At 37.3% G+C, this 24,752-nt stretch carries 21 protein-coding genes, 2 tRNA genes and 2 pseudogenes; 20 read left to right on the top strand and 5 right to left on the bottom strand.

The window, feature by feature from the left end; genetic code table 11:
- The first annotated feature begins 221 nt into the window (after positions 1–221).
- The gene (locus tag STRDD10_RS02480; protein WP_067192822.1) at positions 222–698 is read left to right on the top strand and encodes a hypothetical protein; all 477 of its coding nucleotides are present in this window, start codon (positions 222–224) and stop codon (positions 696–698) included.
- Positions 699–804: 106 nt separating this feature from the next.
- On the opposite strand, the gene STRDD10_RS02475 is transcribed toward STRDD10_RS02480, so the two are convergent.
- Positions 805–1,764 (bottom strand): polysaccharide deacetylase family protein, encoded by a 960-nt coding sequence (locus tag STRDD10_RS02475; protein WP_067192820.1) that lies wholly within the window; start codon positions 1,762–1,764, stop codon positions 805–807.
- 184 nt (positions 1,765–1,948) lie between these two features.
- Here STRDD10_RS02475 and STRDD10_RS02470 point away from each other — a divergent pair, with 184 nt between their 5' ends.
- The 4 genes from STRDD10_RS02470 to STRDD10_RS02455 all read left to right on the top strand — a co-directional run bounded on the left by STRDD10_RS02470 (position 1,949) and on the right by STRDD10_RS02455 (position 7,300).
- On the top strand, positions 1,949–3,235 hold the full coding sequence (locus STRDD10_RS02470; RefSeq protein ID WP_067192818.1) for a homoserine dehydrogenase: 1,287 nt from the start codon (positions 1,949–1,951) through the stop codon (positions 3,233–3,235).
- A gap of 3 nt (positions 3,236–3,238) precedes the next feature.
- Positions 3,239–4,105 carry a homoserine kinase gene (gene thrB, locus STRDD10_RS02465; RefSeq protein ID WP_067192816.1) on the top strand — a complete coding sequence of 289 codons (867 nt, stop codon included), beginning with the start codon at positions 3,239–3,241 and terminating at the stop codon, positions 4,103–4,105.
- A 446-nt stretch (positions 4,106–4,551) separates the two neighbouring features.
- Complete coding sequence (locus STRDD10_RS02460) at positions 4,552–5,310, top strand: ABC transporter ATP-binding protein (RefSeq protein WP_067192814.1); 759 nt, start codon at positions 4,552–4,554, stop codon at positions 5,308–5,310.
- Between the two features lies 1 nt (position 5,311).
- Positions 5,312–7,300 (top strand): ABC transporter permease, encoded by a 1,989-nt coding sequence (locus tag STRDD10_RS02455; RefSeq protein WP_067192813.1) that lies wholly within the window; start codon positions 5,312–5,314, stop codon positions 7,298–7,300.
- A 232-nt stretch (positions 7,301–7,532) separates the two neighbouring features.
- On the opposite strand, the pseudogene STRDD10_RS02450 reads toward STRDD10_RS02455, so the two are convergent.
- From STRDD10_RS02450 to STRDD10_RS02440, 3 genes and pseudogenes are all read right to left on the bottom strand, one after another.
- Positions 7,533–8,215, bottom strand: a pseudogene (locus tag STRDD10_RS02450) (Crp/Fnr family transcriptional regulator).
- A 385-nt stretch (positions 8,216–8,600) separates the two neighbouring features.
- On the bottom strand, positions 8,601–9,086 hold the full coding sequence (locus tag STRDD10_RS02445; protein WP_156468564.1) for a hypothetical protein: 486 nt from the start codon (positions 9,084–9,086) through the stop codon (positions 8,601–8,603).
- Positions 9,087–9,171: 85 nt separating this feature from the next.
- Entirely contained in the window at positions 9,172–10,689 is a 1,518-nt protein-coding gene (locus tag STRDD10_RS02440; protein WP_067192809.1) for a DUF1310 family protein, read from the bottom strand.
- 427 nt (positions 10,690–11,116) lie between these two features.
- Here STRDD10_RS02440 and pyrH point away from each other — a divergent pair, with 427 nt between their 5' ends.
- The 11 genes from pyrH to STRDD10_RS02385 all read left to right on the top strand — a co-directional run bounded on the left by pyrH (position 11,117) and on the right by STRDD10_RS02385 (position 20,029).
- Positions 11,117–11,848 carry a UMP kinase gene (gene pyrH, locus STRDD10_RS02435; RefSeq protein WP_067192808.1) on the top strand — a complete coding sequence of 244 codons (732 nt, stop codon included), beginning with the start codon at positions 11,117–11,119 and terminating at the stop codon, positions 11,846–11,848.
- A gap of 17 nt (positions 11,849–11,865) precedes the next feature.
- Complete coding sequence (gene frr / locus STRDD10_RS02430) at positions 11,866–12,423, top strand: ribosome recycling factor (RefSeq protein WP_067192806.1); 558 nt, start codon at positions 11,866–11,868, stop codon at positions 12,421–12,423.
- Positions 12,424–12,588: 165 nt separating this feature from the next.
- Positions 12,589–13,443, top strand: a complete 855-nt coding sequence (gene cvfB, locus STRDD10_RS02425; RefSeq protein ID WP_067192804.1) for an RNA-binding virulence regulatory protein CvfB — start codon at positions 12,589–12,591, stop codon at positions 13,441–13,443.
- A 5-nt stretch (positions 13,444–13,448) separates the two neighbouring features.
- Entirely contained in the window at positions 13,449–13,664 is a 216-nt protein-coding gene (locus tag STRDD10_RS02420) for a YozE family protein (RefSeq protein WP_067192802.1), read from the top strand.
- Between the two features lie 185 nt (positions 13,665–13,849).
- Positions 13,850–14,845 (top strand): PhoH family protein, encoded by a 996-nt coding sequence (locus tag STRDD10_RS02415; protein WP_067192800.1) that lies wholly within the window; start codon positions 13,850–13,852, stop codon positions 14,843–14,845.
- Between the two features lie 76 nt (positions 14,846–14,921).
- Entirely contained in the window at positions 14,922–15,491 is a 570-nt protein-coding gene (locus STRDD10_RS02410) for a GNAT family N-acetyltransferase (protein WP_067192798.1), read from the top strand.
- A 1,131-nt stretch (positions 15,492–16,622) separates the two neighbouring features.
- A complete protein-coding gene (locus tag STRDD10_RS02405) occupies positions 16,623–17,957 on the top strand; it encodes a hemolysin family protein (protein ID WP_067192796.1) in 1,335 nt (444 codons plus the stop codon).
- Positions 17,958–18,077: 120 nt separating this feature from the next.
- Positions 18,078–18,158, top strand: a tRNA-Tyr gene (locus STRDD10_RS02400).
- A gap of 9 nt (positions 18,159–18,167) precedes the next feature.
- Positions 18,168–18,239: transfer RNA gene (locus tag STRDD10_RS02395), tRNA-Gln, on the top strand.
- A 159-nt stretch (positions 18,240–18,398) separates the two neighbouring features.
- Positions 18,399–19,601: a 30S ribosomal protein S1 gene (gene rpsA / locus STRDD10_RS02390; protein ID WP_067192794.1), complete on the top strand. Its 1,203-nt coding sequence runs from the start codon at positions 18,399–18,401 to the stop codon at positions 19,599–19,601.
- Between the two features lie 200 nt (positions 19,602–19,801).
- Positions 19,802–20,029 carry a sigma(X)-activator ComW gene (locus STRDD10_RS02385; protein WP_067192792.1) on the top strand — a complete coding sequence of 76 codons (228 nt, stop codon included), beginning with the start codon at positions 19,802–19,804 and terminating at the stop codon, positions 20,027–20,029.
- Here the strand turns inward: STRDD10_RS02385 and STRDD10_RS11420 are convergent.
- Positions 20,026–20,386, bottom strand: a pseudogene (locus tag STRDD10_RS11420) (transposase); the annotation flags it as partial. The gene STRDD10_RS02385 and the pseudogene STRDD10_RS11420 overlap by 4 nt on opposite strands.
- Positions 20,387–20,715: 329 nt before the next feature.
- Here STRDD10_RS11420 and STRDD10_RS02380 point away from each other — a divergent pair.
- The 4 genes from STRDD10_RS02380 (at position 20,716) to recR (ending at position 24,729) form a co-directional block, all read left to right on the top strand.
- Positions 20,716–21,162, top strand: coding sequence for a Fur family transcriptional regulator (locus STRDD10_RS02380; RefSeq protein ID WP_067192790.1), 447 nt, complete (start codon positions 20,716–20,718; stop codon positions 21,160–21,162).
- A 112-nt stretch (positions 21,163–21,274) separates the two neighbouring features.
- Positions 21,275–21,967 carry a phosphoglycerate mutase gene (locus tag STRDD10_RS02375; protein WP_067192789.1) on the top strand — a complete coding sequence of 231 codons (693 nt, stop codon included), beginning with the start codon at positions 21,275–21,277 and terminating at the stop codon, positions 21,965–21,967.
- Between the two features lie 99 nt (positions 21,968–22,066).
- Entirely contained in the window at positions 22,067–24,124 is a 2,058-nt protein-coding gene (gene pbp2b / locus STRDD10_RS02370; RefSeq protein ID WP_067192787.1) for a penicillin-binding protein PBP2B, read from the top strand.
- Positions 24,125–24,132: 8 nt separating this feature from the next.
- Positions 24,133–24,729: a recombination mediator RecR gene (gene recR, locus STRDD10_RS02365; protein ID WP_067192785.1), complete on the top strand. Its 597-nt coding sequence runs from the start codon at positions 24,133–24,135 to the stop codon at positions 24,727–24,729.
- The last annotated feature ends 23 nt before the right edge of the window (positions 24,730–24,752 follow it).

Raw genomic sequence — 24,752 nt, 5'->3', positions numbered from 1 at the left:
ATCTGTAATACTATTTTGCTAAAAAAGAAAGCGATAACGTTTCGCTTTCTTTTTTATTGAAATTAAAGAATGATTCTGCTTATTTTTAGAATTTTGTTAACGATAACTTAATGACCGAGTTGTTTAAAACTTTTAGTAATTCTTAAGAAAACTTTTAGTTGTACTTAAGTTAGGGAAAGTAAAATAAGTTGAAAATATATAGAAAGGACATAGATGAAATAATGTCAAAAGAAAAAATGATGATTGTGAAAAGGGGACCAAAATTTTGGACCGGTCTTGTAGGAATCAGTGCTTTACTTGTAGGAATTGCAGGGGGGTACGGAATAGGGATTTCCCAACAGACAACCAACCAACAATCGACAGCGAGCCAATCGGTTACTAATAATTCGGTTGGCCAACAAGTAGAAGAAAAAACGAAACAGTCACAAAGCCAGTCTAACCAAGACCAACAGAATAAAACACAACCTAAACAGGGTGTTTCACAAGAAAATGATAAAAATTATGAAAAAGATTTCGAAACTGATAATGGACAGGAAGGAGCTGATGATAATCGACCACCAAGGAGAGAGATGGAGGAGGATATGATGGAAGCTGACGGTCGTGGTGCACCAAACTCTAACCCACAAAGACAGAATTGGATGCAGAAAGGAACTCCTAACATTCCTGAAGAGAACAATCATGTTAATCAAAATCGTTAATTCTATTTTTTGAGTATCAATAAATTCTAATTGTATAAGAAAAAAGCCTATCTTTAAAGGAATTCCTTAAAAGTTAGGCTTAATTTTTATAGGTAATTGATAAAATTTAATTGGTTGCAATTTGTTTTAACAGTTCTTGCCCAGTTGTAGTTGGATAAATACGAACGCGATTTAGAGAAAACAGTCCATTTGATAGTGAAGCAAGACCGTTGTTTGTTGTTAATCCTAGCTTATAGCCTAAGCTTTCAGCTATCTGAAGGGTGACATCGCTATAGCGTCCAGATGGATAAGCAACCGTAGTCGTGATTTGATTGAGATTAGTGTCTAAATAGTGTTTTGAAAGACTTAGTTCGTTTGTTTGATAATCTGAACTAGAAAGTGATAGGTCTGGGTGAGTTACCGTGTGATCTTCAAAGGACATCCCTTGATTTTTCATTTCCTTCATTTGCTCTAAAGTTAAGGTATTGGCTCGATTTTCTTCAATGAATCCTGTAATAATATTATTGGTTCCTCGCATTTGATACTTCATTAATAATGGGAAGGCTTGAGTGTAGAAGTCTGCCATTCCGTCATCAAAAGGTAACCAGACAACTTTTTTATTTTCAGGTAAAACATTTTCTGTCAGTATTTTATATGCTTCTTCAGGGGTAAGGGTATAATAGCCAGCGTCTGACAAAGCTTGTAAATGGCTCTCAAACACATCAGGAGAGACAATTAAATTAGCATTTTCAGCTTCGGACGGATCCATAACATGAATCGCATGATACATCAAAATAGGGATTTGAACAGGAGTATCTTGTTTTACCCAATTAATTTCATTAGTGTTTGTATCAGTATTTGAGGCACTATCTGAGTTAGTCTGTTCATTTTTTGGAGATTCTTGTACTTGTCTGTCAGAATTTACTTGAGAAGAATTAATTAATTGAAAATGATGCAAGGTGAGAAAAAAACCTAAAATGAGCAGTAAATCTAAGAGAAAGAGATTAAAAATTACCCAAGGACGTGTTTTGCGGGTACCTTTTCCACTGTGCTTATAATTTCTTGTTTTTGAACTTTTAGAGGGCATGTTTAGCTCAACTTTCTGTTTTTGTATACATTATAGCAAAATTATGGAGAATTTTAAATGAATTTTCAAGAAAACTTTGGTATAATAAAGGATGAATAAAAGCCTTTTAGAAACCATTTTTGACTGGTGGTTTTTAATACCTAAAGTATAATTTTAAAGGTTGAATAGATTCAAGGAGATGAATATGTCGATAAAAATTGCGTTACTTGGTTTTGGTACTGTGGCCAGCGGAATTCCGTTTTTATTAAACGAAAATAAGGATAAAATTGTTCAATCAGCAAAATCAGATATTGAAATTACGAAAGTATTGGTTAAGGATGACGAAGAAAAAAATCGTTTACTAGAAGCAGGAAACGACTTTAACTTTGTAACAAATGTTGATGAAATTTTGAACGATTCAGAAGTTACGATCGTTGTCGAATTGATGGGACGTATAGAACCGGCTAAAACTTTTATTACTCGAGCTTTGGAGGCTGGCAAACATGTTGTAACTGCCAATAAAGATTTACTTGCGGTGCATGGTCGTGAATTGTTAGAAATTGCTCAAAAGAAACATGTTGCTCTCTATTATGAAGCTGCTGTTGCTGGTGGGATTCCAATTTTGCGCACCTTGGTGAATTCGTTAGCGTCAGATAAGATTACTCGTGTACTTGGCGTTGTAAATGGGACTTCAAATTTTATGATGACCAAGATGGTTGAAGAAGGATGGACATATGAAGCCGCTTTAGCGGAGGCTCAGCGTCTTGGCTTTGCTGAAAGTGATCCAACAAACGATGTGGATGGGATTGATGCAGCTTATAAAATGGTCATTCTTAGTCAGTTTGCATTTGGTATGGATATTCAGTTTAAAGATGTAGCACATCAAGGAATTCGTCAAATCACTCCGGATGATGTAGCAGTTGCACAAGAACTTGGTTATGTAATAAAACTGGTGGGGTCTATTGAAGAAACAGAATCAGGGATTGCAGCTGAAGTGTCTCCAACCTTTTTACCCAAATCACATCCATTAGCCAATGTAAATGGAGTAATGAATGCTGTTTTTGTGGAATCAATTGGTATAGGGGAGTCCATGTATTATGGGCCTGGTGCCGGTCAAAAACCTACAGCAACTAGTGTTGTTGCAGATATTATTCGGATTGTTCGTCGTTTAAATGAAGGAACGATTGGAAAGGCATTTAACGAATATAGACGTGAATTAACATTAGCACAAGAAAAAGATGTGAAGAGTGACTATTATTTCTCTATCCAAGCGCCGGATGCTAAAGGTCAGGTTCTTAAGTTAGCAGAAATTTTCAATTCAGAAGGTGTTTCCTTTAAACAGATTTTACAACACGGAGCAAGTGGCGAAACAGCTCATGTTGTCATTATTACTCATTCACTCGATAAGGGGCAACTAGCAGCCGTAACGGAAAAAATAAAGGCAGATGCTGATTTTAATTTGCTTAGTACTTTAAGAGTTTTGGGAGCATAAAAAATGAAAATCACAATACCAGCCACTTCAGCTAATATTGGACCTGGTTTTGATTCGGTAGGCGTTGCTGTTTCAAAATATTTAACGATAGAGATTTTGGAAGAAACAAGTTCATGGGAAATCAGTCATGACTTGGGGGATGGGATTCCTAAGGATGAACAGAACTTACTCATTCAAACGGCTTTAAAAGTCAAAAATACTCTGCAACCACACCGTATTTTAATGACGAGTGATATTCCCTTAGCTAGAGGTTTAGGATCGTCAAGTTCAGTTATTGTTGCAGGGATTGAACTAGCAAACCAGCTAGGAAATTTAGAACTATCAAATACAGAGAAATTAGATATTGCAACGGCTATTGAAGGACATCCAGATAATGTAGCACCAGCTATTTATGGGAATCTTGTTATCTCAAGTTTTGTAAATGGCAAGGTTAAATCTGTTGTATCACCCTTTCCAGAAACTGGTTTGTTAGCTTATATTCCGAATTATGAACTTAAAACTAGTGAAAGTAGGGGTGTATTACCAAGTGAGATGGACTATAAAACATCTGTTGCAGCTTCCAGTATTGCCAATGTGGCGATAGCGGCCTTGTTAAGTGGGGACTTAGTGACAGCAGGAGCTATGATTGAATCAGATCTTTTTCACGAAACTTATCGTCAGTCACTCATTAAAGAATTTTCTAGTATTAAGAAAATAGGACATCAACATGGGGTTTATGCGACTTATTTATCTGGTGCTGGTCCAACTGTTATGATACTTGTTGAAAAAGCCAAACTTCCGACGTTACAAAAAGATATTCAAGCTCAAAGCTTTGAGGGGACCTTGGTTGAACTAACAGTTGACACTCAAGGAATAAGAGTTGAAAAATAATGAATTAGTGATACAAAAAGCTCTTTGTCAACTGTAGTGGGTAGACGAGAAGTATAGATATTAAAGGAGCAGAGTCGTCTGCTTCTTTTTTGACATTTCAGACGTCAAATTGGTCGTCTCCAGTTTTGTCATTTATCATTATAGGTCATATGGGACTTTTTTCTACACAAAATAGGTTCCATAATTCCTACAGTGAATTGACCCACTACAGAAATGATAGAGCCAGTTTTTCAAGGATGGTTCTTGTTTATGGAATCAGTTTAACTTTCTTATGTTTTTTCTTTACAAGATGAAATCTTACCAAAGTGTAAGAAATAGCCCTATAAATGAAAGGTTAAGTTAATGCGTTCATTTTTTATTTTTTGTATAATGGTTTCATAGTAAAATAAAACATGGTTGATGATTCGTTCGTTTTGTTTAGTCATCAACTTAGAAAGAGGTTCCTAATGTCATTGCTCGATGTACAACATGTTCAAAAAATTTATAAAAGTCGTTTTCATGGCAGTCAAGTTGAAGCCTTAAAAGATATTCACTTTGCTGTAGAAAAAGGCGAGTATGTTGCTATCATGGGAGAGTCTGGTTCTGGTAAATCCACTCTTCTCAATATCCTAGCTATGCTGGATAAACCAACTCAAGGTCGTGTTTTTCTAAACGGTACAGATACAGCCACCATTAAAAATTCTCAGGCTTCTAGTTTCCGTCGTGAGAAGCTTGGTTTTGTTTTCCAAGATTTTAATTTACTAGATACCTTGTCAGTCAAGGACAATATCTTACTACCACTTGTTTTGTCACGAAGACCCATTACGGAGATGATGAAAAAATTGGTAGTGACAGCTGAAAATCTAGGCATCAATCAATTGCAGGAAAAGTACCCCTACGAAATCTCTGGTGGTCAAAAACAACGGGTAGCTGTCGCACGCGCCATCATCACGGAACCTGAAATTCTCCTTGCGGATGAACCAACAGGAGCCCTGGACTCCAAGTCATCTGCAGCCCTTCTCGATGTCTTTGATGAAATCAATGAACGTGGGCAAACCATTCTCATGGTAACCCACTCAACAGCTGCAGCCAGCAGGGCTAAGCGTGTGCTCTTTATCAAGGACGGTATTCTCTACAACCAAATCTATCGTGGTGAAAAGACTGAGCGTCAAATGTTCCAAGAAATCTCAGATACCTTAACTGTTATGGCAAGTGAGGTGAACTAGTATGTTTCGATTAACCAATCAGTTAGCGGTTTCAAACCTCATCAAAAACCGCAAATTGTATTATCCATTTAGTTTGGCTGTCCTTTTATCGGTCACCATTACCTACCTTTTTTACTCCCTGAGTCTCAATCCCAATATCGATAATATCCGAGGTGGTTCCAGTATTCGAATGACCTTGGGGCTTGGGATGTTTGTTGTGACGATCGCCTCAGCCATTATTGTGCTCTATGCCAATAGTTTTGTGATGAAAAATCGTTCCAAGGAATTGGGACTTTATGGCATGCTGGGTTTGGAGAAACGGCACTTGATCAGTATGGTCTTTAAGGAATTACTAGTCTTTGGTTTAGGTACCGTTGTGGCTGGGATTGGACTTGGTGCTCTCTTTGATAAGTTGATCTTTGCCTTCTTGCTCAAACTTATGCGCATGAAGGTCAAGCTGGTGGCCACCTTCCAATTTCCTGTGGTGTTCATGGTTCTAGCTGTTTTCGCAGGAATCTTTTTGGCCCTCGTACTCATCAATGCTTATCGAATCCTACGGATGAATGCGCTCCAACTTTCCAAGGAAAAGGTAAGTGGTGAGAAAAAAGGGCGCTTTCTAGCTGTCAAAACAATCCTAGGACTTGTCTCACTTGGAGTTGGTTACTTCATTGCCTTGACGGTGAAAGATCCAGTTTCTGCTCTTATGATCTTTTTCCTAGCAGTTCTTTTCGTCATCTTGGGGACTTACCTCCTCTTTGATGCAGGAACAACGGTTTTCTTACAAGGTTTAAAGAAAAACAAGCGCTATTATTACCAACCTAAGAATATGATCGCGGTCTCAAACCTCATCTATCGGATGAAAAAGAATGCGATCGGTCTTGCCACTATCGCCATCCTTTCAACCATGGTGCTAGTGACCCTGTCTGCTTCGACCAGTATCTTTAATGCTTCCAACACTTTCCAAAAATACATGAGTCCCCATGATTTTGGGATTAGCGGACAAAATATCAGCCAGGAGGAGGCGGATCAAGCTCTTGGTCAATTTGCTAGTGACCACCAACTAGAAGTGAGTCGCAAAGAAATCCTCACCTATGCTTACTTTGGAGTGGCTTATCAAGAAGGAACGAATCTCACTATCTATCAACGGGGGGAGAATCGTGTAACCCCTAAAACGGTGTTTATGGTTTTTGATCAAGCAGACTATGAAAATATGACCGGTCAAAAACTGAATCTTAGCCAAAACCAAGTCGGCCTTTATGCTAAGAACGAGCAAGTCAAGGGACAGAATGAACTGACGATCAATGGTCAAACCTACACGATCAAAGAAAGCTTTGATCAAGACTTTATTGTGGACCATGTTCCCAATCAGTTCAATCTATTTACGCCAGATTACAATTATTTAATCGTTCCAAACCTTGAAGACTTTCTCAATCGCTATCCCGAAGCTTCTATCAATACACAACTCTATGGGGGGATGGATGTTACGGCTAGCGAAGACCAGCAACTCGCTCTAGCTGATACTTATGATGACTACTTAACTACCTTTAGTGGTCAACTCAACCGTGAGGGAAGTTACGTTTATGGTAGTAATAAAGCGGATGCGCTCAACCAAATGAATGTTCTGTTTGGCGGTGTCTTCTTTATCGGTATTTTCCTATCCTTGATCTTTATCGTGGGAACCATTTTAGTCATCTACTACAAACAAATCTCTGAAGGATACGAAGATCGGGAGCGCTTTGTTATCTTGCAAAAGGTTGGTCTAGATCACCAACAAATCAAACAAACCATCCGCAAGCAAGTCTTGACAGTCTTTTTCCTACCAGTTGTCTTTGCCTTAACCCACTTAGCTTTTGCCTATCCAATGCTCAGCATGATTTTGAAACTCATCGGTGTCATAGATAGTCAGATGATGCTCCAAGTGACACTCTTAATCTGTGGACTGTTCTTCGTGATCTATCTCTTGATTTTTGCTATCACATCTAGAAGCTACCGCAAGATTGTTGAAATATAAAGTAATAAGCCTCACTTTCGTTTTAAAATAGTGATTTTCAGTTTGATACTCTATTATTAGAGATAGACATTACAATAAAATAAGATACAAGGTCTATAGATTAGATAATGTACTTGGAAAAAATCAGAAAGATTTATTGATGACACTAATCAGAAACTTGCACTATAAAAAAGAGGTTGGAAATAGTTTCCAACCTCTTTTGACGAGAGAAAAAGACAGATAAAATGCTAGTTTAGTTGATGTATTTTAAGAAAAAATCTCTATCCAAGATGGTTAAAACTTTTTGTTGATAGCGAATCCGGTAATCGTCCTGCAAAGTCTTAATGACTTTAGCTGTGGTTTCTCTAGTTGTTCCACTCAAACGTGCCAGTTCTTTAACGTTAATAGGAAAAGGGAGCTGGGATTCGTTTTCTAAACAGAGATCTACAAAGAGGAGAGAAATTGCTTGGATAACTCGTTCCGTTGCACTCCCAGAAACCATATTTCGTAGACGCAATTCTTGGAATTCTAAGATTGAAGAAAGTTTTCTAGCTAAAAAAGTCATTTGTTTGATGTGTTTTTGTGATAGTTCTTCAAATAACTTTGTCGGTATTTTGAAGTATTCAACTTCATTGATAGCAATAGCAGTGTAGTGGTAAAAACCATCCTTAAACAAGCCACCATAAGGAAAAACACTTCCTTTTTTTATATGGTCAATGTAGGAGAAGCGGTCGGTCTGATCATATTCCTCAATTCGAACATAGCCTTCGTAAATAAGGTAAAGATCCCGTCTTTCATCACCTTCGTAAAAAAGAATTTGATTTTTTTCGTTTTCCGATACTGAATATGACTAGCAAGTTTGTCAAAAGTATCAATGCTCAGATTTTCAAATGCCGGATGATTCCGTATAAAATAATATTGGTCTTTATCAATCATAGCGTCCCTTTATATGATGAATTGGTTAAAAATTTTCCAATTAAATTAAACTTATGGCAAAAAGAAAAGCACCTCAGTATCGATGTGGTGGAGGTGCTTGAAAGTTACGAAATAACTATAATAATGGTACCTATTCGATGTTCCATCTAACTGGAACACTTGCCACGCATACCTTATAATTTTACCATACTTTAGGTATATTTACAAAGGAAGGTTAATTATATTTTAACACTAGCGTTTTCCTTAGATAGGCATAGGAATGTGAACTTGACCTTAGATTTCAGGAATCGACCACAACAAAGCGAAAATTGGAAATGACTGCTACTAGTGAGTATGAGTGACTTTATCTTAGATTTGTTTAAGGAGACTAAGCGCTTTTTATTAACTAGTCGTCTTCAACCTCGCTTTCTTGAGTGGTTTGTGATTCGATAGTTTTAACATAAGCATCTAATTCCTTATCAAACATAGATTGATTTTCATAAGGATAATCTATGTAAAATAAATCTTTCCATCCTTTCTCTTCCCCTGATTTGTAAAAACCTTCTAATTTGATAGGGAGATAGTTCTTATTGTAACTAATACGTAGTTGGGTTAAATTTCCTTGTTTAAAGTTTTCAATGACGTCATTAGTAACATCCTCTGATTTAAAATGACTCCAAATATCTTGTAATACGATTGTTTGTTTGAATTGATTTTCTTTGATAGCTTTTTTATCTATAGGAATATGTCGTGTAGCATCTAAAAAATAATCTTCTTCGTTTTCATAGTAGTCCTCAAGGGACCAGTCTACTAGTTCATCTCCATAGAGATTTCCATCTTTTATGGCAACATCAGCTCCAAAAAGTTGCTTTTTGGCTAAATCAAATGACATGCCTGTATTTTCTCCATAGAGTTGAACAAGATAAGCATCTCTCACATGGTAAAAGTTTTTGTCTAGTAAAGATGAATAAACCGTATTAGTTGTTTGAGGTTTGCTCTTGGTTGATGCGTTGATAAAAAAGATCAAACCCATCCCCAACACTAGTAGAGGCAATAAAATCATTATAAGCTTGTAGGCGATCCTCATCTTCGATTTCCCTCCAACGTTTAACATCACTTGTTCCTCCTTTTTTTACAAGATCAGCATAACGTCCCCCTTTATTTAGAGAAGCTGCTGGTCTCCATTTTTTGGTCATTTTTCTGCGAATATCAGTATCTGCAGGGTGACTTACATCTAGAGATCCATGTGTACGTGCTAGAGCGACTGGGACATCTTTGTTAAGTCCTTTAGATAAACCATAGTTAGCAGATTCGGTATTAGCTGCATCTCCCCCCTCTTCAATGGTGTAGTGATCAGGGTTGGAATCATAAGTCCCATCAGGAAGTTGTCTATAAACATTCCACTCGGATACGAAATTTCCAGTATTGATGTTCACGATATATTCGATAAATCGAGCGTTATTTGTACCGTAATTACCACTGATATTGGCTTGTGGAACTTGTACCTTCATGTTTTGAGTGTAGCTAAACTCACCATATGTACGGTTATGAAAGACAGCCCCAGTAGTGTAGTCAACTTTGATGTTTTTTTGACGAGTGTAGTTGAGCAATTTTTCATAATCATTAGCACCATCAAAATTATCTCGAATATAATCAATTGCTTGTTTGTCTATATGAGAACGAAAAAGATGGAGTTTCTCCCCTAGTTCGTCGGCTTTTAAACCTTCCTTAGTTTTATAAGTTTTCAAAATTTCTTGTCTGAAAAAACTGTAGAAATCACTGGTAGGTTCGAGTGTTTTTGAAAAACGATACCCGTTTGTGCCCATCTGTAGAAAGTGGTATTGATCGATTTCGGCTTGCATATGTTCAAGGACTAGAGAAAGTTTTTCACGACTACTCAAATCTGACCAGACGAAAAAGTCAGTATAGACAGCAGAACCAATTTCCTTAGCCTCTTGGCTCATTTCATTTAATGTGTCAGTAAGTTGTGTTAATTTAGCTTTTTTCATTTTTTGACGAACGTGTTCATAATAAGCCGTTCGGATTCCCTCATCCCACTTATCCCGATTTCGAACTTCTTGTAAATGATTCTCTATTTCTTTCAGGGTGTCTTTATAGGGTTTTGCTTCAAGTTTTGTCTGTAAGGCGGTGCTTGGAGTGGATTTTGTGATAGTAAAATCCCCCTCTTTATCTTTTGCTAGTTCTAAGTGAACTTTGTGATCATCAGACCGATTGATTTTGAGATCCAAAAAAATTTGTTGATTCTTTTCATGAATAGAAGCCTTGTCGATTGTATAGGATTGAACAACTGCTGATTTTGTAAGAGCTAAGGCATCTAACTGAGTTAAGGTATCTTCATAGAGGTAGTTTAAATTTTCAATACTAACTTCCCCATAAAGTTGTCTTTGTTTCTTTTCTTGATAAGAAAAAAATGCTATTGATGCGAGTAGGATACTAGCGCCTGCAAAGTAATAAAACTGTTTTTTTATTTTCATAACAGTATCATTTTATCATACCTATACAATATTTGAACAGAAAATAGAAATATAGTGAGTGATTTTTTAAACTTGTATTGTGGAAGTCGTTTGTGTTATAGTGAAAAACATGAGAAAAATGAAACAGGATGATACTTTACTTTTTTGAGCAGGTTTGCTTTATTTTTCGTTGCTTTACTAGGAGTCACGTTACAACTGGTAAGAAATGGCGGCTTCAGTATGCTCTTATACTATACGATTTTGTCAAATATAGTGGTGACTATATTTGTTGTTTTCAGATTTTTTTAATGTGATAAATTGTAAAATATAGTGCAACAGGGCTTTTAAATATAGTATGAGAGTTTTTTTGAAAAATAAACCGATAAGACTATAAATTTATCATCTTTTATGATAAAATAGGTTGGATAAAATAAAGGAGTTGAGATAGGTGGAACCAAAATATAAACGAATTCTGATTAAATTATCAGGTGAAGCTCTTGCTGGTGAACGTGGTGTAGGAATTGACATTAAGACTGTTCAAAAAATGGCGCAAGAAATTCAAGAAGTTCATAGCTTAGGGATTGAAATTGCTCTTGTCATCGGTGGCGGAAACCTTTGGCGTGGGGAACCTGCAGCTGAGGCAGGAATGGACCGGGTGCAGGCTGACTATACAGGAATGCTTGGAACGGTTATGAACGCTCTTGTAATGGCGGATTCGCTTCAACAAGTAGGGGTTGATACACGTGTACAAACAGCCATTTCCATGCAACAAGTGGCTGAGCCGTATGTCCGTGGTCGTGCTCTTCGTCATCTTGAAAAAGGACGTATTGTTATTTTTGGTGCTGGAATTGGCTCACCTTATTTCTCGACAGATACTACAGCGGCCTTACGTGCAGCTGAAATTGAGGCTGATGCGATTTTGATGGCGAAAAATGGTGTTGATGGGGTTTACAATGCGGATCCGAAGAAAGATAAAACAGCGGTCAAGTTTGAAGAGTTAACTCACCGCGATGTGATTAACAAAGGTTTGCGCATTATGGATTCAACTGCGTCAACACTATCCATGGATAATGATATCGATCTTGTAGTCTTTAATATGAATCAAGCGGGTAATATCAAACGTGTTGTATTTGGTGAAAATATTGGAACAACTGTTTCAAATAGTATCGAAGAAAAATAAGTAGAAAAGGAAATATTATGGCAAATGTAATCGTAGAAAAAGCAAAAGAAAGAATGGTTCATTCTCATCAAAGTTTGGCTCGAGAATTTGGTTCGATTCGTGCAGGTCGTGCTAATGCTAGCTTACTAGATCGAATTCATGTTGAGTATTATGGTGTTGAGACACCCCTCAACCAAATCGCATCTATCACTATTCCAGAAGCGCGTGTCTTGTTGGTAACACCATTTGATAAATCTTCACTCAAAGACATTGAGCGTGCCTTGAATGCTTCTGATTTAGGTATCACGCCAGCTAATGATGGGACTGTTATTCGTTTGGTTATCCCAGCTTTGACAGAGGAAACTCGTCGTGATCTTGCTAAGGAAGTGAAAAAAGTAGGTGAAAATGCTAAAGTAGCAATTCGTAACATCCGCCGTGATGCGATGGATGAAGCTAAGAAGCAAGAAAAAACCAAAGAAATCACAGAAGATGAATTGAAATCTCTCGAGAAGGATATCCAAAAAGTCACTGATGATGCAGTAAAACATGTTGATGAGATGACTGCAAACAAAGAAAAAGAACTTTTAGAAGTCTAAAAACTACTCTAAACAAGTGATAGATTTCAAATCAAGCAAGTTAAATCGTTATTGACTTAACGTTAATATAACTGAAAGTTCTAAACAACTAACAACTCAGTTGGCTCTGCTGACTGAGTTTTGTTTAAAAATTTTTCCACACTATGTGGGAAGAAAGAAGGAAATATGAATACAAATCTTGCAAGTTTTATCGTTGGACTCATCATCGATGAAAATGACCGTTTTTACTTTGTGCAAAAGGATGGTCAAACCTATGCGCTGGCCAAGGAAGAAGGTCAGCATACAGTAGGTGATACGGTTAAAGGTTTTGCTTATGCAGATATGAAGCAAAAATTGCGGCTAACCACCTTAGAAGTGACAGCGACTCAGGATCAATTTGGTTGGGGACGGGTAACAGAAGTTCGAAAGGACTTGGGTGTTTTTGTGGATACGGGCCTTCCTGATAAGGAAATTGTAGTGTCACTCGATATCCTTCCTGAGCTCAAAGAACTTTGGCCAAAGAAGGGAGATCAGCTTTATATTCGTCTTGAAGTGGATAAGAAAGACCGTATCTGGGGACTCTTGGCCTATCAAGAAGACTTCCAACGTCTGGCCCGCCCTGCCTACAACAATATGCAGAATCAAAATTGGCCAGCCATTGTATACCGTTTAAAACTTTCAGGAACCTTCGTTTATCTACCTGAAAATAATATGCTTGGTTTTATCCACCCAAGTGAGCGCTACGCAGAGCCACGTTTGGGGCAAGTGTTAGACGCGCGTGTTATTGGTTTTCGGGAAGTGGATCGCACGCTCAACCTTTCCCTCAAACCACGTTCCTTTGAAATGTTGGAGAATGATGCTCAGATGATTTTGACTTACCTAGAAAGCAATGGCGGTTTCATGACCTTGAATGATAAGTCATCTCCTGACGACATCAAGGCAACCTTTGGTATTTCTAAAGGACAGTTCAAAAAAGCTCTGGGTGGCTTGATGAAGGCTGGTAAAATCAAACAAGATCCGTACGGAACGGAGTTGGTGTAAAACTTATGAGAAAATCATTTTACACTTGGCTTATGACTGAGCGCAATCCTAAAAGTAATAGTCCCAAGGCTGTCTTGGCAGACTTGGCTTTCGGTGAATCAGCCTTTCCAAAACACACGGATGATTTTGACGAAGTCAGTCGTTTTTTGGAGGAACATGCTAGTTTTTCCTTTAATCTGAGCGATTTTGATCAAATCTGGCAGGAATATTTGGAGCATTAAAACTAGTTTCAGGGTCGGAAATAGAATTTTTTCGACCTCTTTGCTATAATATAGTCAGTCTCATTATCTTTTATGACGTCGGAAAGTCTTCTTATCGAACTTCAGTTGTAACTTAGACTTGTTACCGACTTCTAAAGGCTAGCGTAAATTTATCTAAAATTATAAGGATTAGAGAGGTTCTTTATTTGAAGGAACATTCAATTGATATTCAGCTTAGTCATCCAGACGACCTCTTTCATTTATTCGGCTCCAATGAACGTCATCTTCGTCTGATGGAAGAAGAACTTGATGTTGTGATTCATGCTCGTACGGAGCTTGTGCAAGTAATTGGTCAAGAGGCTGCCTGTGAAGAAGTTCGCCAGGTGATTCAGGCTTTGATGGTCTTGGTGAATCGTGGTATGACCGTTGGCACCCCGGATGTGGTGACAGCTATTACCATGGTCAAAAATCAGGAAATTGACAAATTTGTCGCCCTTTATGAAGAAGAAATTATCAAGGACAATACTGGGAAACCCATCCGTGTCAAAACCCTTGGGCAAAAACTCTATGTTGACAGTGTCAAGAACCATGATATTACCTTTGGGATTGGTCCTGCAGGGACTGGGAAGACCTTTCTGGCGGTCACTTTAGCTGTGACAGCCTTAAAGAGAGGTCAAGTCAAACGAATCATTTTAACACGCCCAGCAGTTGAAGCGGGAGAGAGTCTGGGCTTTCTGCCAGGTGATCTAAAGGAAAAGGTTGATCCTTATCTGCGTCCGGTCTATGATGCCTTATACCAGATTCTAGGAAAGGATCAAACCACTCGCCTCATGGAACGAGAGATTATTGAAATTGCCCCCCTTGCCTATATGCGTGGTCGAACCTTGGATGATGCTTTTGTTATTTTGGATGAAGCACAAAATACAACCATGATGCAGATGAAGATGTTTTTGACGCGTCTTGGCTTTAATTCCAAAATGATTGTCAATGGAGATAGTAGCCAAATCGACCTGCCACGTAATGTTAAGTCTGGCTTGATTGATGCGCAAGAAAAACTCAAGAACATTCAGCAGATTGACTTTGTTCATTTTTCAGCTAAGGATGTGGTCCGTCATCCAGTCGTGGCTCAAGTTATCAGAGCTTACGAAACACATTCAACTCTAATTACTCCAGAAAAAGATAACCAAGATAAAGCAAAATAAATAATTAATCCATAAGAAATGTCGGCTACAGATTTGTTCTGTTTTCTTCTAGAAAATTTTAAAGAAAGATAATATAATGGAAAATATCTATGTTAAATTATCAGAGAATCTTGTTCTTGAAACAGAGAGACTAGTCTTACGTCCTGTGACCTTGGATGATGCGGAAGCTATGTTTGAGTATGTCTCAGATAAGAAAAATACGCGCTACACTTTTCCAATCAATCTAAGTTTAGAAGAAACTAAGAACAACATTGCTCAGTTCTATTTGGCTAATCCCTTGGGACGCTGGGGAATCGAACTAAAAAGCAATGGTCAGTTTATTGGAACCATTGACTTGCACAAGATTGATCCTGTTCTTAAGAAGGCAGCTATTGGTTACATTATCAATAAAAAATATTGGAATCGAGGTTTGACGACAGAAGCCAATCGTGCCGTGATTGAGCTGGCTTTTGAGAAGATTGGAATGAACAAGTTGACCGCCCTTCACGATAAGGATAATCCCGCATCTGGCAAGGTCATGGAGAAATCAGGTATGCGTTTTTCCCATGAAGAACCATATGCCAGAATGGACAAAAAAGAACCAGGACGAATCGTTACAAGGATTCATTATGTCTTGACCAAGGAGGACTACTTTATCAATAAATGAGCTGCTTATTTGAAAGAATCTCCTTGCTCTCGTTGTGTTTCAGCTGGAAATGGCTAAAATATAGAGGAGGGTCAGCAAGAACATTATGCTATTTTGACTATTGGTAGAATATTTGTTCATCTCTTTATTACAAAAGACGATAAGCTTGGAGCAAGGTAGCGATATTTTTGAGTTTGTTTGTAGGTGTTTTGTTTTTATTGCTATCGCTAGTAGGATTATCATTGTGATTTCTGTGTATAATGTGGCGTAAGATATATATAAATGTCTCTAAGCTCTTGTTTGTAGTAATCTTTATAGTCTATAAAACTTACGAAATGAACACGAATAGTTGTTCATTTTATTTTTTGTATTGCTTGTTTTAATACTAACCTACGATTATTGTTCTAATTTTAGCTGTCTTATAATGAAAAAGTTCTAAATTCATAATAGGTTAGGGAAAATCTAACCTCAAATTGAAAAAATGAATGAATTAGTTTTTCCAATAGCCAGAGTTTTAATTTGTTAACTTTTTCTTATGTAAATTTAAAGAATTTAATCATTAGATTCCGATAGTGATAACACTTTCTGATCTAGGTATTTTACGGTATAATACAAATTGAGAAATCTAAAAAACGGAGGTTTAGTACGAAGTCAAAACGTATCAAGTGCATTACATTATTGTGTATCGCAGTAATTAGCACCAATATATCGCTACCTTCTATTTCTGTTCTAGCTAGCGAACAAGATAATACTACTTTGAATTACTTCTCTGAAGCCGTCATAGTTACTGATACTGAACTTATTATAAACGGACATTCTTATACTGAACAGGAGTTAGTTGAATTACTTGAAACAGCTATTCCTCAACCATAAATTCAACCACGTTCTGCAATTGCAATTGGTGGTGCTGTATACTATGCTGGTTCTTACTTTATTCCAGGGGTAGGACAAGTTCTATTAGCTGCTACTGGAGCGGTTGTCATAGCCGGAGCAACCATATATGCTACCCACTGGGCAGCAAACACTATCAAAAACTTATTTTATTCTCCTAATTTTTAGTGAAATTATTTGCGATTTCGAAATAGAATTTTTTTGGTTTTCGTTTCAAATTATGGTATAATAAAACTATAACTTTTTACATAGGAGATCTACATGGAAGACCCTGGCAGTCAGAATTTGTTGCTACAAGCTATTTTACTTTTGGTATTGACCTTACTCAACGCTTTTTTCTCAGCGTCTGAGATGGCTATGGTATCGCTCAATCGTTCTCGTGTTGAGCAGAAAGCTGAGGAGGGAGACACCAAATATATTCGTCTGTTGAAGGTTTTGGAGAATCCAAACAATTTTTTATCAACTATTCAAGTTGGAATTACCTTGATTAACATTCTTTCAGGGGCAAGTCTTGCGGACACATTGGGACAGGAGATTGCTTCTTGGATGGGAAATTCAGAAACTGCAAGAGCAGTGGCAAGTTTTTTAGCCCTTGCCCTTTTGACTTACATCTCCATCGTTCTAGGGGAGCTTTATCCTAAGCGTATTGCCATGAACCTTAAGGATGGCTTAGCGGTACGAACTGCGCCAGTCATTATTCTTTTGGGTAAGATTGTCAGTCCTTTTGTTTGGTTGCTCTCTGCCTCAACTAATCTCCTTAGTCGTATTACGCCGATGACTTTTGATGACGCGGATGAGAAGATGACCCGTGACGAAATCGAGTACATGCTGACGAATAGCGAAGAAACGCTGGATGCAGATGAAATTGAGATGTTACAAGGTATTTTCTCGCTGGATGAGCTCATGGCTCGAGAAGTCATGGTGCCTAGAACCGATGCTTTTATGGTGGATATTCAGGATGATACCCGTGATATTATTGAAAGCATCCTTAAGCAGAATTACTCACGTATTCCTGTTTATGATGATGATAAAGATAATGTTATTGGGCTAATTCACACAAAACGTTTGCTGAACGAGGGATTCACCAACGGTTTTGACAATATCGTTCTTAGAAAAATCTTGCAGGAGCCACTTTTTGTTCCTGAAACTATTTTCGTTGACGACTTACTTAAGTCTCTTCGTAACACGCAAAATCAAATGGCGATTTTGCTGGACGAATACGGTGGTATGGCAGGTTTGGTTACACTAGAAGATTTATTGGAAGAAATTGTCGGTGAAATTGATGATGAAACGGATAAAGCCGCTGTTGACGTACACCAAATTAGTGAGAACACTTATATCGTTCATGGAGCTATGAATTTAAATGATTTTAACGGACACTTTATGGTCGAGCTTGAGAGTGATGATGTAGACACGATTGCTGGGTATTACTTGACAGGAGTAGGTACGATACCTGGTCCACAAGAACGTCTTAGTTTTGAAATTATTAGTCAAGAGAAGCATCTTATTTTGACTAATGATAAAGTAAAAAATGGGCGTGTTACCAAGGTAAAAGTTGAAATAATTCCTACGCAGGAAAATAACATAGAAGAATAAAAAAAGTGATTGAGGTTTCGTAGAAAAGAAACCTCAATTTGTCTTTGGAATCTAAAATATTTTGAAAAAAGTCTTGCAATATACAAACTAGTTTGGTATAATGGTTTATGTTGATTGCTTGGAGAGATAGCGAAGAGGCTAAACGCGGCGGACTGTAAATCCGCTCCTTCGGGTTCGGGGGTTCGAATCCCTCTCTCTCCATTTCACTTTTGGGGTATAGCCAAGCGGTAAGGCAAGGGACTTTGACTCCCTCATGCGTTGGTTCGAATCCAGCTACCCCAGTTCTAGGTAACATATCAGATGAGGGTAAAATATCTTAGGGTATTTTATTTCTTTATATCATCCGATAGGAAAAATGAAAAGAAATCTTGTCTTGCGGTGCTTAGGAAAAATAATTAATGTATGTCAGGTTGGAAACCTGATTGTTGGAGGATTTTTTAGATGAATGAATTTGAAGATTTGCTAAACAGTGTTAGCCAAGTTGAGCCAGGCGATGTTGTTACTGCAGAAGTATTGACAGTAGACGCTACTCAAGCTAACGTTGCAATCTCTGGTACTGGTGTTGAGGGAGTTTTGACTCTCCGCGAATTGACTAACGATCGCGATGCAGACATCAACGAATTGGTAAAACCAGGTGAAACACTTGAATTGCTTGTTCTTCGTCAAGTAGTAGGTAAAGATACTGATACCGTTACTTACCTAGTATCTAAAAAACGTTTAGAAGCTCGCAAGGCTTGGGACAAATTAGTTGGTCGTGAAGAAGAAGTTGTTACAGTTAAAGGAACTCGCGCTGTTAAGGGTGGACTCTCAGTAGAGTTTGAAGGACTTCGTGGATTTATTCCAGCTTCAATGCTTGATACTCGTTTCGTTCGTAACACTGAGCGTTTTGTAGGTCAAGAATTTAATGCAAAAATTAAAGAAGTTGATCCAAAAGAAAACCGTTTCATTCTTTCACGTCGTGAAGTAGTTGAAGCAGAAACTGCAGCAGCTCGTGCTGAAGTTTTCTCTAAGTTGAATGTTGGCGATGTTGTAACTGGTAAAGTAGCACGTATCACTAGCTTCGGTGCTTTCATCGACCTTGGTGGTGTTGATGGATTGGTTCACTTGACTGAATTGTCACATGAACGCAACGTTTCACCTAAATCAGTTGTATCTGTTGGTGAAGAAATCGAAGTGAAAATCCTTGATCTTAATGAGGAAGAAGGACGCGTTTCACTTTCACTTAAAGCAACAACACCTGGACCATGGGATGGAGTTGAGCAAAAATTGGCTGCTGGTGATGTTATCGAAGGAACTGTTAAACGTTTAACTGACTTCGGAGCCTTCGTAGAAGTATTGCCAGGGATCGATGGACTTGTTCACATCTCACAAATTTCGCACAAACGTGTTGAAAATCCAAAAGATGCACTTAAAGTTGGTCAAGAAGTAACTGTTAAGGTTCTTGAAGTGAATGCTGACGCAGAACGTGTTTCACTTTCTATTAAAGCTCTTGAAGAACGTCCAGCTCAAGAAGAAGGTCAAAAAGAAGAAAAACGTCAATCTCGTCCACGTCGTCCACGTCGTCAAGAAAAACGTGACTTTGAACTTCCAGAAACTCAAACTGGATTTTCAATGGCTGATCTATTTGGTGATATCGAATTATAATCATAGTTTAGTAGTATTTTAAATAGCTCTCATCGGTTTGAGGGCTATTTTTTAGGGTTCTTTTTCAACTATAGCGGATAGATGTTAAAGGAGCAGAGTCATCTGCTTCTTTTTTTGACATTTCAGATGTCAAATTAGAAAAAATAATCTATTCTTGCTTTCTTTTTACTATATTAAATTTAGAGAGAAAGGAGGTTGTCATGATTGAAAAAGTTTACAACGAATATAGAGAAGTTGATTCCTTTTTAGAGAGAGCTTATGCCTATCTAAAGTTGGACAGCTATGAGAGGGATAGTCTGCACTTGCGCTTCTTGCTTTATTACTTGTTCAAGTACGATTTTCAAAGTATGGACTGTTTTACCGCCTACCCCTATAAGGTTTCTTATAGGGGATATCTGGAGGGAATGACGGCATCTATGCTTGTTTAACACCGAGAGAGGATGAGTTCCGTCCTCTCCTTTTTGATGTTTAGCGCAATCAAAATCAATTTTTTGAAGTTGTCAAAGTGCGAAAAGCAAAGGAATTGAGTTTAATAACTTTGAGGAAATTTCTAGTTACTGATAGTTTTGTGTTGGAATAATGAAGTTAAGGGCATTCATAATTTTGTCCTTATTCATTGAGAAAGTCTTAAAAATAGTTTGAAACATAGAATTTACACAAGAAAATATCTCTTCAATGAGATCAAAGAATTGAGCTACTTGTTTTTTATTGAAAATGAAAGGTTAAGAGAGAAGTTTTTCTAGGATCTCTTTATTGGTCAAATACATACGAAAAGTTGGGAGATAAAGTATGTATCTCTGTTTTAGACTCTGAACAAACAACTCTTTCATGCATGTTTTTTAAATGGAAGATTGTATTCGTATATCGAATGATAATTAATTCTATTTAACAGGTGTATCAAATTTATGTTTATAAATTAGTATTTTTCATTCAATTTTAGATGAGATTTTTTATTACCATATAGTAAGGTAGATTGCTTCACTAATATTTTATTTATTTTCAAAGTAAATACGTTTTTAGCAGATATGAACCGATTAGAATACTTTTTAAGCAAAAATTCGAAAATATAATCTGAAACATGATATAATGAAGTGATAAACTAGAATGAGGATTAATGATGTTCAATGAAAATGAAAAACAAGGACAAGATTATCAGAAAGTATTGGACTATCTAAGAGAAAAGAAAATTCGAATAACGGAAACGAGACGAGCTGTATTGTCTTACATGATACACAGTCATGATCATCCAAGTGCTGAGAAAATCTTTCAAGACTTAAGAACAGACTACCCTAGTATGAGTCTAGCTACTGTATACAACAATTTAAAGGTTTTAGTTGATGAAGGTTTTGTGACCGAATTAAAAATTAGTAATGATAATACCACATATTATGATTTTATGGGGCATAATCATTTGAATATTGTTTGTGAAAAATGTGGTCAAATAGCAGATTTTGAAGATGTTGAGATTCCTGATTTGAATCGTGAGGCTCAAGAACAGACAGGTTATAGTATTACTAAAACTCAAGTCATGATGTATGGTATCTGCCCAAAATGCCAATAAAAATGTAACTTTGTATTTTTAGATAATTTAGACTAGATTTTTTATAAAAAATTGTGTAAAATAGAATAGATAAACGAGGGTAACCTCGGAGAATAAAAGGAGAATCCATCTAATGGTAAAATTGGTTTTTGCTCGCCACGGTGAGTCTGAATGGAACAAAGCTAACCTTTTCACTGGTTGGGCTGATGTTGATTTGTCTGAAAAAGGTACACAACAAGCTATCGACGCTGGTAAATTGATTAAAGAAGCTGGGATCGAATTTGACCAAGCCTACACTTCAGTCTTGAAACGTGCGATCAAAACAACAAACTTGGCTCTTGAAGCTTCTGACCAATTGTGGGTTCCAGTTGAAAAATCATGGCGTTTGAACGAACGTCACTATGGTGGTTTGACTGGTAAAAATAAAGCTGAAGCTGCAGAACAATTTGGTGATGAGCAAGTTCATATCTGGCGTCGTTCATACGATGTATTGCCTCCAAACATGGATCGTGATGATGAGCACTCAGCACACACAGACCGTCGTTACGCTTCATTGGATGATTCAGTTATTCCAGATGCTGAAAACTTGAAGGTAACCTTGGAACGTGCTCTTCCATTCTGGGAAGATAAAATTGCTCCAGCTTTGAAAGACGGAAAAAATGTATTTGTAGGAGCTCACGGTAACTCTATTCGTGCTCTTGTAAAACACATTAAAGGATTGTCTGATGACGAAATCATGGACGTTGAAATCCCTAACTTCCCACCATTGGTATTCGAATTTGACGAAAAATTAAACGTAAAAGCTGAGTACTATCTTGGTAAATAATTTTTAAATACAGTCTGCTTTTGTAGGCTGTTTTTATAAACTTTATTACTAGGTATTGCTAGAGTTTTTGTTAAAAAATATGGTAAAATAAGATACGGTATGAACAAAGAAAAAAAGCGGTTCAATTATCTAATTCCAAAGCGTTTTTATCTACTTTTTAGTATGGCAGTTTGCTTAATGTTGGTTTTAGTTGCTAGACTTGCTTATATGCAACTTCTGAATCGAGATTTTTATATTCATAAATTAGCAACTGCTAGTAAGAAAAAAATAACATTACCTTCGGTTAGAGGTGAAATTTTTGATGCTAAAGGTAGGATTCTAGTAGCTAGCATTCCAAAACAAGTCGTTACTTTTACACGTTTAAATACTATGACAGGGGAAGAATTGAAAAAGACTGCACAGAAATTGTATAGTTTAGTTGATTTAACTTCTATTAGGTTAACAAATCGTCAAATAGTAGACTATTATCTTGCTGATAGCGAAATCTATCGCCAAGTGGTCGAAAGTCTTCCTAGTGATAAACGGTTGACGAATGATGGCAATTTATTGCCCGAATCTGAAATTTACCAAAATGCTATAGCTAGTGTTGATAGTTCCTCGCTAGAGTATTCTGAAGAAGAGAAAAAAATTGCTTATCTATATAGTCAGATGAATGCAGTTGCTAATTTTGAGACTGGTGTTATCGTGACAGATGATTTGACAGCAGAACAAGCTGCTTTGATAGCGGCTGGTGGCAACTCTCTACCTGGGATTTCTCTCTCCAATTCTTGGGAACGACAGATGACAGATAGTTCTTTATCTGGTCTGCTTGGTAAGGTTTCAAGGGAAGGTTCAGGACTTCCAGCTGAGGAAGCAAAGGATTATTTGAAAAAAGGTTATGCACTCAATGATAGAGTTGGGATTTCATACCTTGAAAAGGAATACGAAGAAGAATTACAAGGAAGTAGAGTAATCAAAGAGGTAAATTTAGATAAAAACGGAAATTTCGAGAATATTCAAACTGTTACAAAAGGTGAAAAAGGAAAGAATCTAAAATTAACGATTGATAGTGACTTTCAGTCTGGAGTGGAAAATATCCTAAAAAAATACTTTGAGACAGAGTTAGCTAAGGGAAATGCTACTTTCTCTGAAGGTGTCTATGCAGTTGCTTTGGATCCTGATTCGGGATCTGTTCTTGCTATGACTGGCATCAAACACGATTTAGATACAGGTGTGCTTGAAACGGACTCACTCGGTGCTTATACGAATGTTTTTGTTCCAGGTTCTGTTGTAAAAGGTGCAACTTTAACCGCTGGATGGGAAAATGGAGCTATTATTGGCAACCAAGTACTAATAGATCAACCTATAACGCTTTCGGGAATGAATGTTATCAATTCGTGGTTCACTCAATATGGGAGCCAGTCGATTTCAGCTGTGCAAGCGTTAGAATACTCCTCTAATAGTTATATGGTACAAATGGCTTTAGATCTCCTGAATGCTCCTTATGGGTCAAATCAGGAAATTGATGATAGTCAAGTGCAATCTGCGATGGAAAAATTACGTTTCAGTCTAGCTGAGTATGGATTAGGGGTTAAAACTGGAATTGATCTCCCAAACGAAAGTATAGGCTATCTTCCAACTGAATACACTTTTGGAAGTGTTTTAACAAATTCTTTCGGACAGTTCGACAATTATACTACACTGCAATTAGCTCAATATGTGGCAACCGTTGCAAATGGTGGTAAGAGGATATCCCCACACTTAGTAGAAGGAGTCTACCAAAGTGATTCCTTAGGAAAGTTAGGTACGTTGGAGACTGAGATTAAAACGCAGGAACTTAATAAAGTAAATATCAGTGAAGAAGAGATGAGTCTTATCCAATCAGGATTTTATAGCGTTGTTCATGGAGGTTCAGGGTTTACAACGGGAGGGACTCTAAATCAAGGAGCTATAACCTCTATTAGTGCAAAGACAGGAACGGCTGAAACAAACGTAAAAACAAATGAGGGGCAAATACAAAATACAATTAATACAAATGTAGTCGCATATGCACCAAGTACCAATCCTCAGATTGCGGTTGCGGTAGTTTTTCCTCATAATACGGATTTAGCTGCTAATATCAGTCATGTCATCACTCGTGATATTATCAATTTATTTATTTCACAGCAAGAGAATTAAGGAGAATTATGTTATATCCAACACCGATTGCAAAATTAATCGATAGTTATTCAAAATTACCTGGGATTGGGATTAAAACAGCCACACGTTTAGCTTTTTACACAATAAGTATGAATGATGATGATGTAAATGAATTTGCAAAAAATCTCTTAGCTGCTAAGCGTGAATTAACGTATTGTAGCATCTGCGGTAGGTTGACTGATGAGGATCCGTGCTCGATTTGCACAGATAGCAGTAGGGATCGTTCAACGATTTTGGTTCTTGAAGATAGTCGAGATGTTGCTGTGATGGAAAATATTCAAGAATATCAGGGATTGTATCATGTTTTACATGGCTTGATTTCTCCTATGAATGGTGTCAGTCCAGATGATATTAATCTGAAAAGTCTGATGAAGAGATTAATGGATACAGAAGTTAGTGAAGTCATTGTTGCTACTAATGCAACAGCTGACGGAGAAGCTACTTCTATGTATATCTCGCGTTTGTTAAAGCCGGCTGGCATCAAAGTAACGCGTTTGGCTAGAGGTTTAGCTGTAGGGGCAGATATAGAGTATGCTGATGAGGTTACTTTATTGCGAGCAATTGAAAATCGAACTGAATTATAGAGTGAAGATTCGCTTTTATACAT

It is taken from the genome of Streptococcus sp. DD10 (genome assembly GCF_001578805.1).
Classification (GTDB): Bacteria; Bacillota; Bacilli; order Lactobacillales; family Streptococcaceae; genus Streptococcus.
Note: the sequence above shows the minus strand (reverse complement) of the source record. Positions and strands in the feature narration are given on the sequence as shown.

What these genes read in the sequence shown, in the direction of transcription:
- STRDD10_RS02385 (WP_067192792.1), top strand. Translation starts at nt 19,802, where the DNA reads ATGATTGAAAAAGTTTACAACGAATATAGAGAAGTTGATTCCTTTTTA.
- STRDD10_RS02375 (WP_067192789.1), top strand. Translation starts at nt 21,275, where the DNA reads ATGGTAAAATTGGTTTTTGCTCGCCACGGTGAGTCTGAATGGAACAAA.
- STRDD10_RS02445 (WP_156468564.1), bottom strand. Translation starts at nt 9,086, where the DNA reads ATGTCATTTGATTTAGCCAAAAAGCAACTTTTTGGAGCTGATGTTGCC.
- STRDD10_RS02405 (WP_067192796.1), top strand. Translation starts at nt 16,623, where the DNA reads ATGGAAGACCCTGGCAGTCAGAATTTGTTGCTACAAGCTATTTTACTT.
- STRDD10_RS02460 (WP_067192814.1), top strand. Translation starts at nt 4,552, where the DNA reads ATGTCATTGCTCGATGTACAACATGTTCAAAAAATTTATAAAAGTCGT.
- thrB (WP_067192816.1), top strand. Translation starts at nt 3,239, where the DNA reads ATGAAAATCACAATACCAGCCACTTCAGCTAATATTGGACCTGGTTTT.
- pbp2b (WP_067192787.1), top strand. Translation starts at nt 22,067, where the DNA reads ATGAACAAAGAAAAAAAGCGGTTCAATTATCTAATTCCAAAGCGTTTT.
- frr (WP_067192806.1), top strand. Translation starts at nt 11,866, where the DNA reads ATGGCAAATGTAATCGTAGAAAAAGCAAAAGAAAGAATGGTTCATTCT.
- STRDD10_RS02475 (WP_067192820.1), bottom strand. Translation starts at nt 1,764, where the DNA reads ATGCCCTCTAAAAGTTCAAAAACAAGAAATTATAAGCACAGTGGAAAA.
- STRDD10_RS02410 (WP_067192798.1), top strand. Translation starts at nt 14,922, where the DNA reads ATGGAAAATATCTATGTTAAATTATCAGAGAATCTTGTTCTTGAAACA.
- STRDD10_RS02420 (WP_067192802.1), top strand. Translation starts at nt 13,449, where the DNA reads ATGAGAAAATCATTTTACACTTGGCTTATGACTGAGCGCAATCCTAAA.
- cvfB (WP_067192804.1), top strand. Translation starts at nt 12,589, where the DNA reads ATGAATACAAATCTTGCAAGTTTTATCGTTGGACTCATCATCGATGAA.
- STRDD10_RS02455 (WP_067192813.1), top strand. Translation starts at nt 5,312, where the DNA reads ATGTTTCGATTAACCAATCAGTTAGCGGTTTCAAACCTCATCAAAAAC.
- rpsA (WP_067192794.1), top strand. Translation starts at nt 18,399, where the DNA reads ATGAATGAATTTGAAGATTTGCTAAACAGTGTTAGCCAAGTTGAGCCA.
- STRDD10_RS02380 (WP_067192790.1), top strand. Translation starts at nt 20,716, where the DNA reads ATGATGTTCAATGAAAATGAAAAACAAGGACAAGATTATCAGAAAGTA.
- STRDD10_RS02480 (WP_067192822.1), top strand. Translation starts at nt 222, where the DNA reads ATGTCAAAAGAAAAAATGATGATTGTGAAAAGGGGACCAAAATTTTGG.
- STRDD10_RS02440 (WP_067192809.1), bottom strand. Translation starts at nt 10,689, where the DNA reads ATGAAAATAAAAAAACAGTTTTATTACTTTGCAGGCGCTAGTATCCTA.
- recR (WP_067192785.1), top strand. Translation starts at nt 24,133, where the DNA reads ATGTTATATCCAACACCGATTGCAAAATTAATCGATAGTTATTCAAAA.
- STRDD10_RS02470 (WP_067192818.1), top strand. Translation starts at nt 1,949, where the DNA reads ATGTCGATAAAAATTGCGTTACTTGGTTTTGGTACTGTGGCCAGCGGA.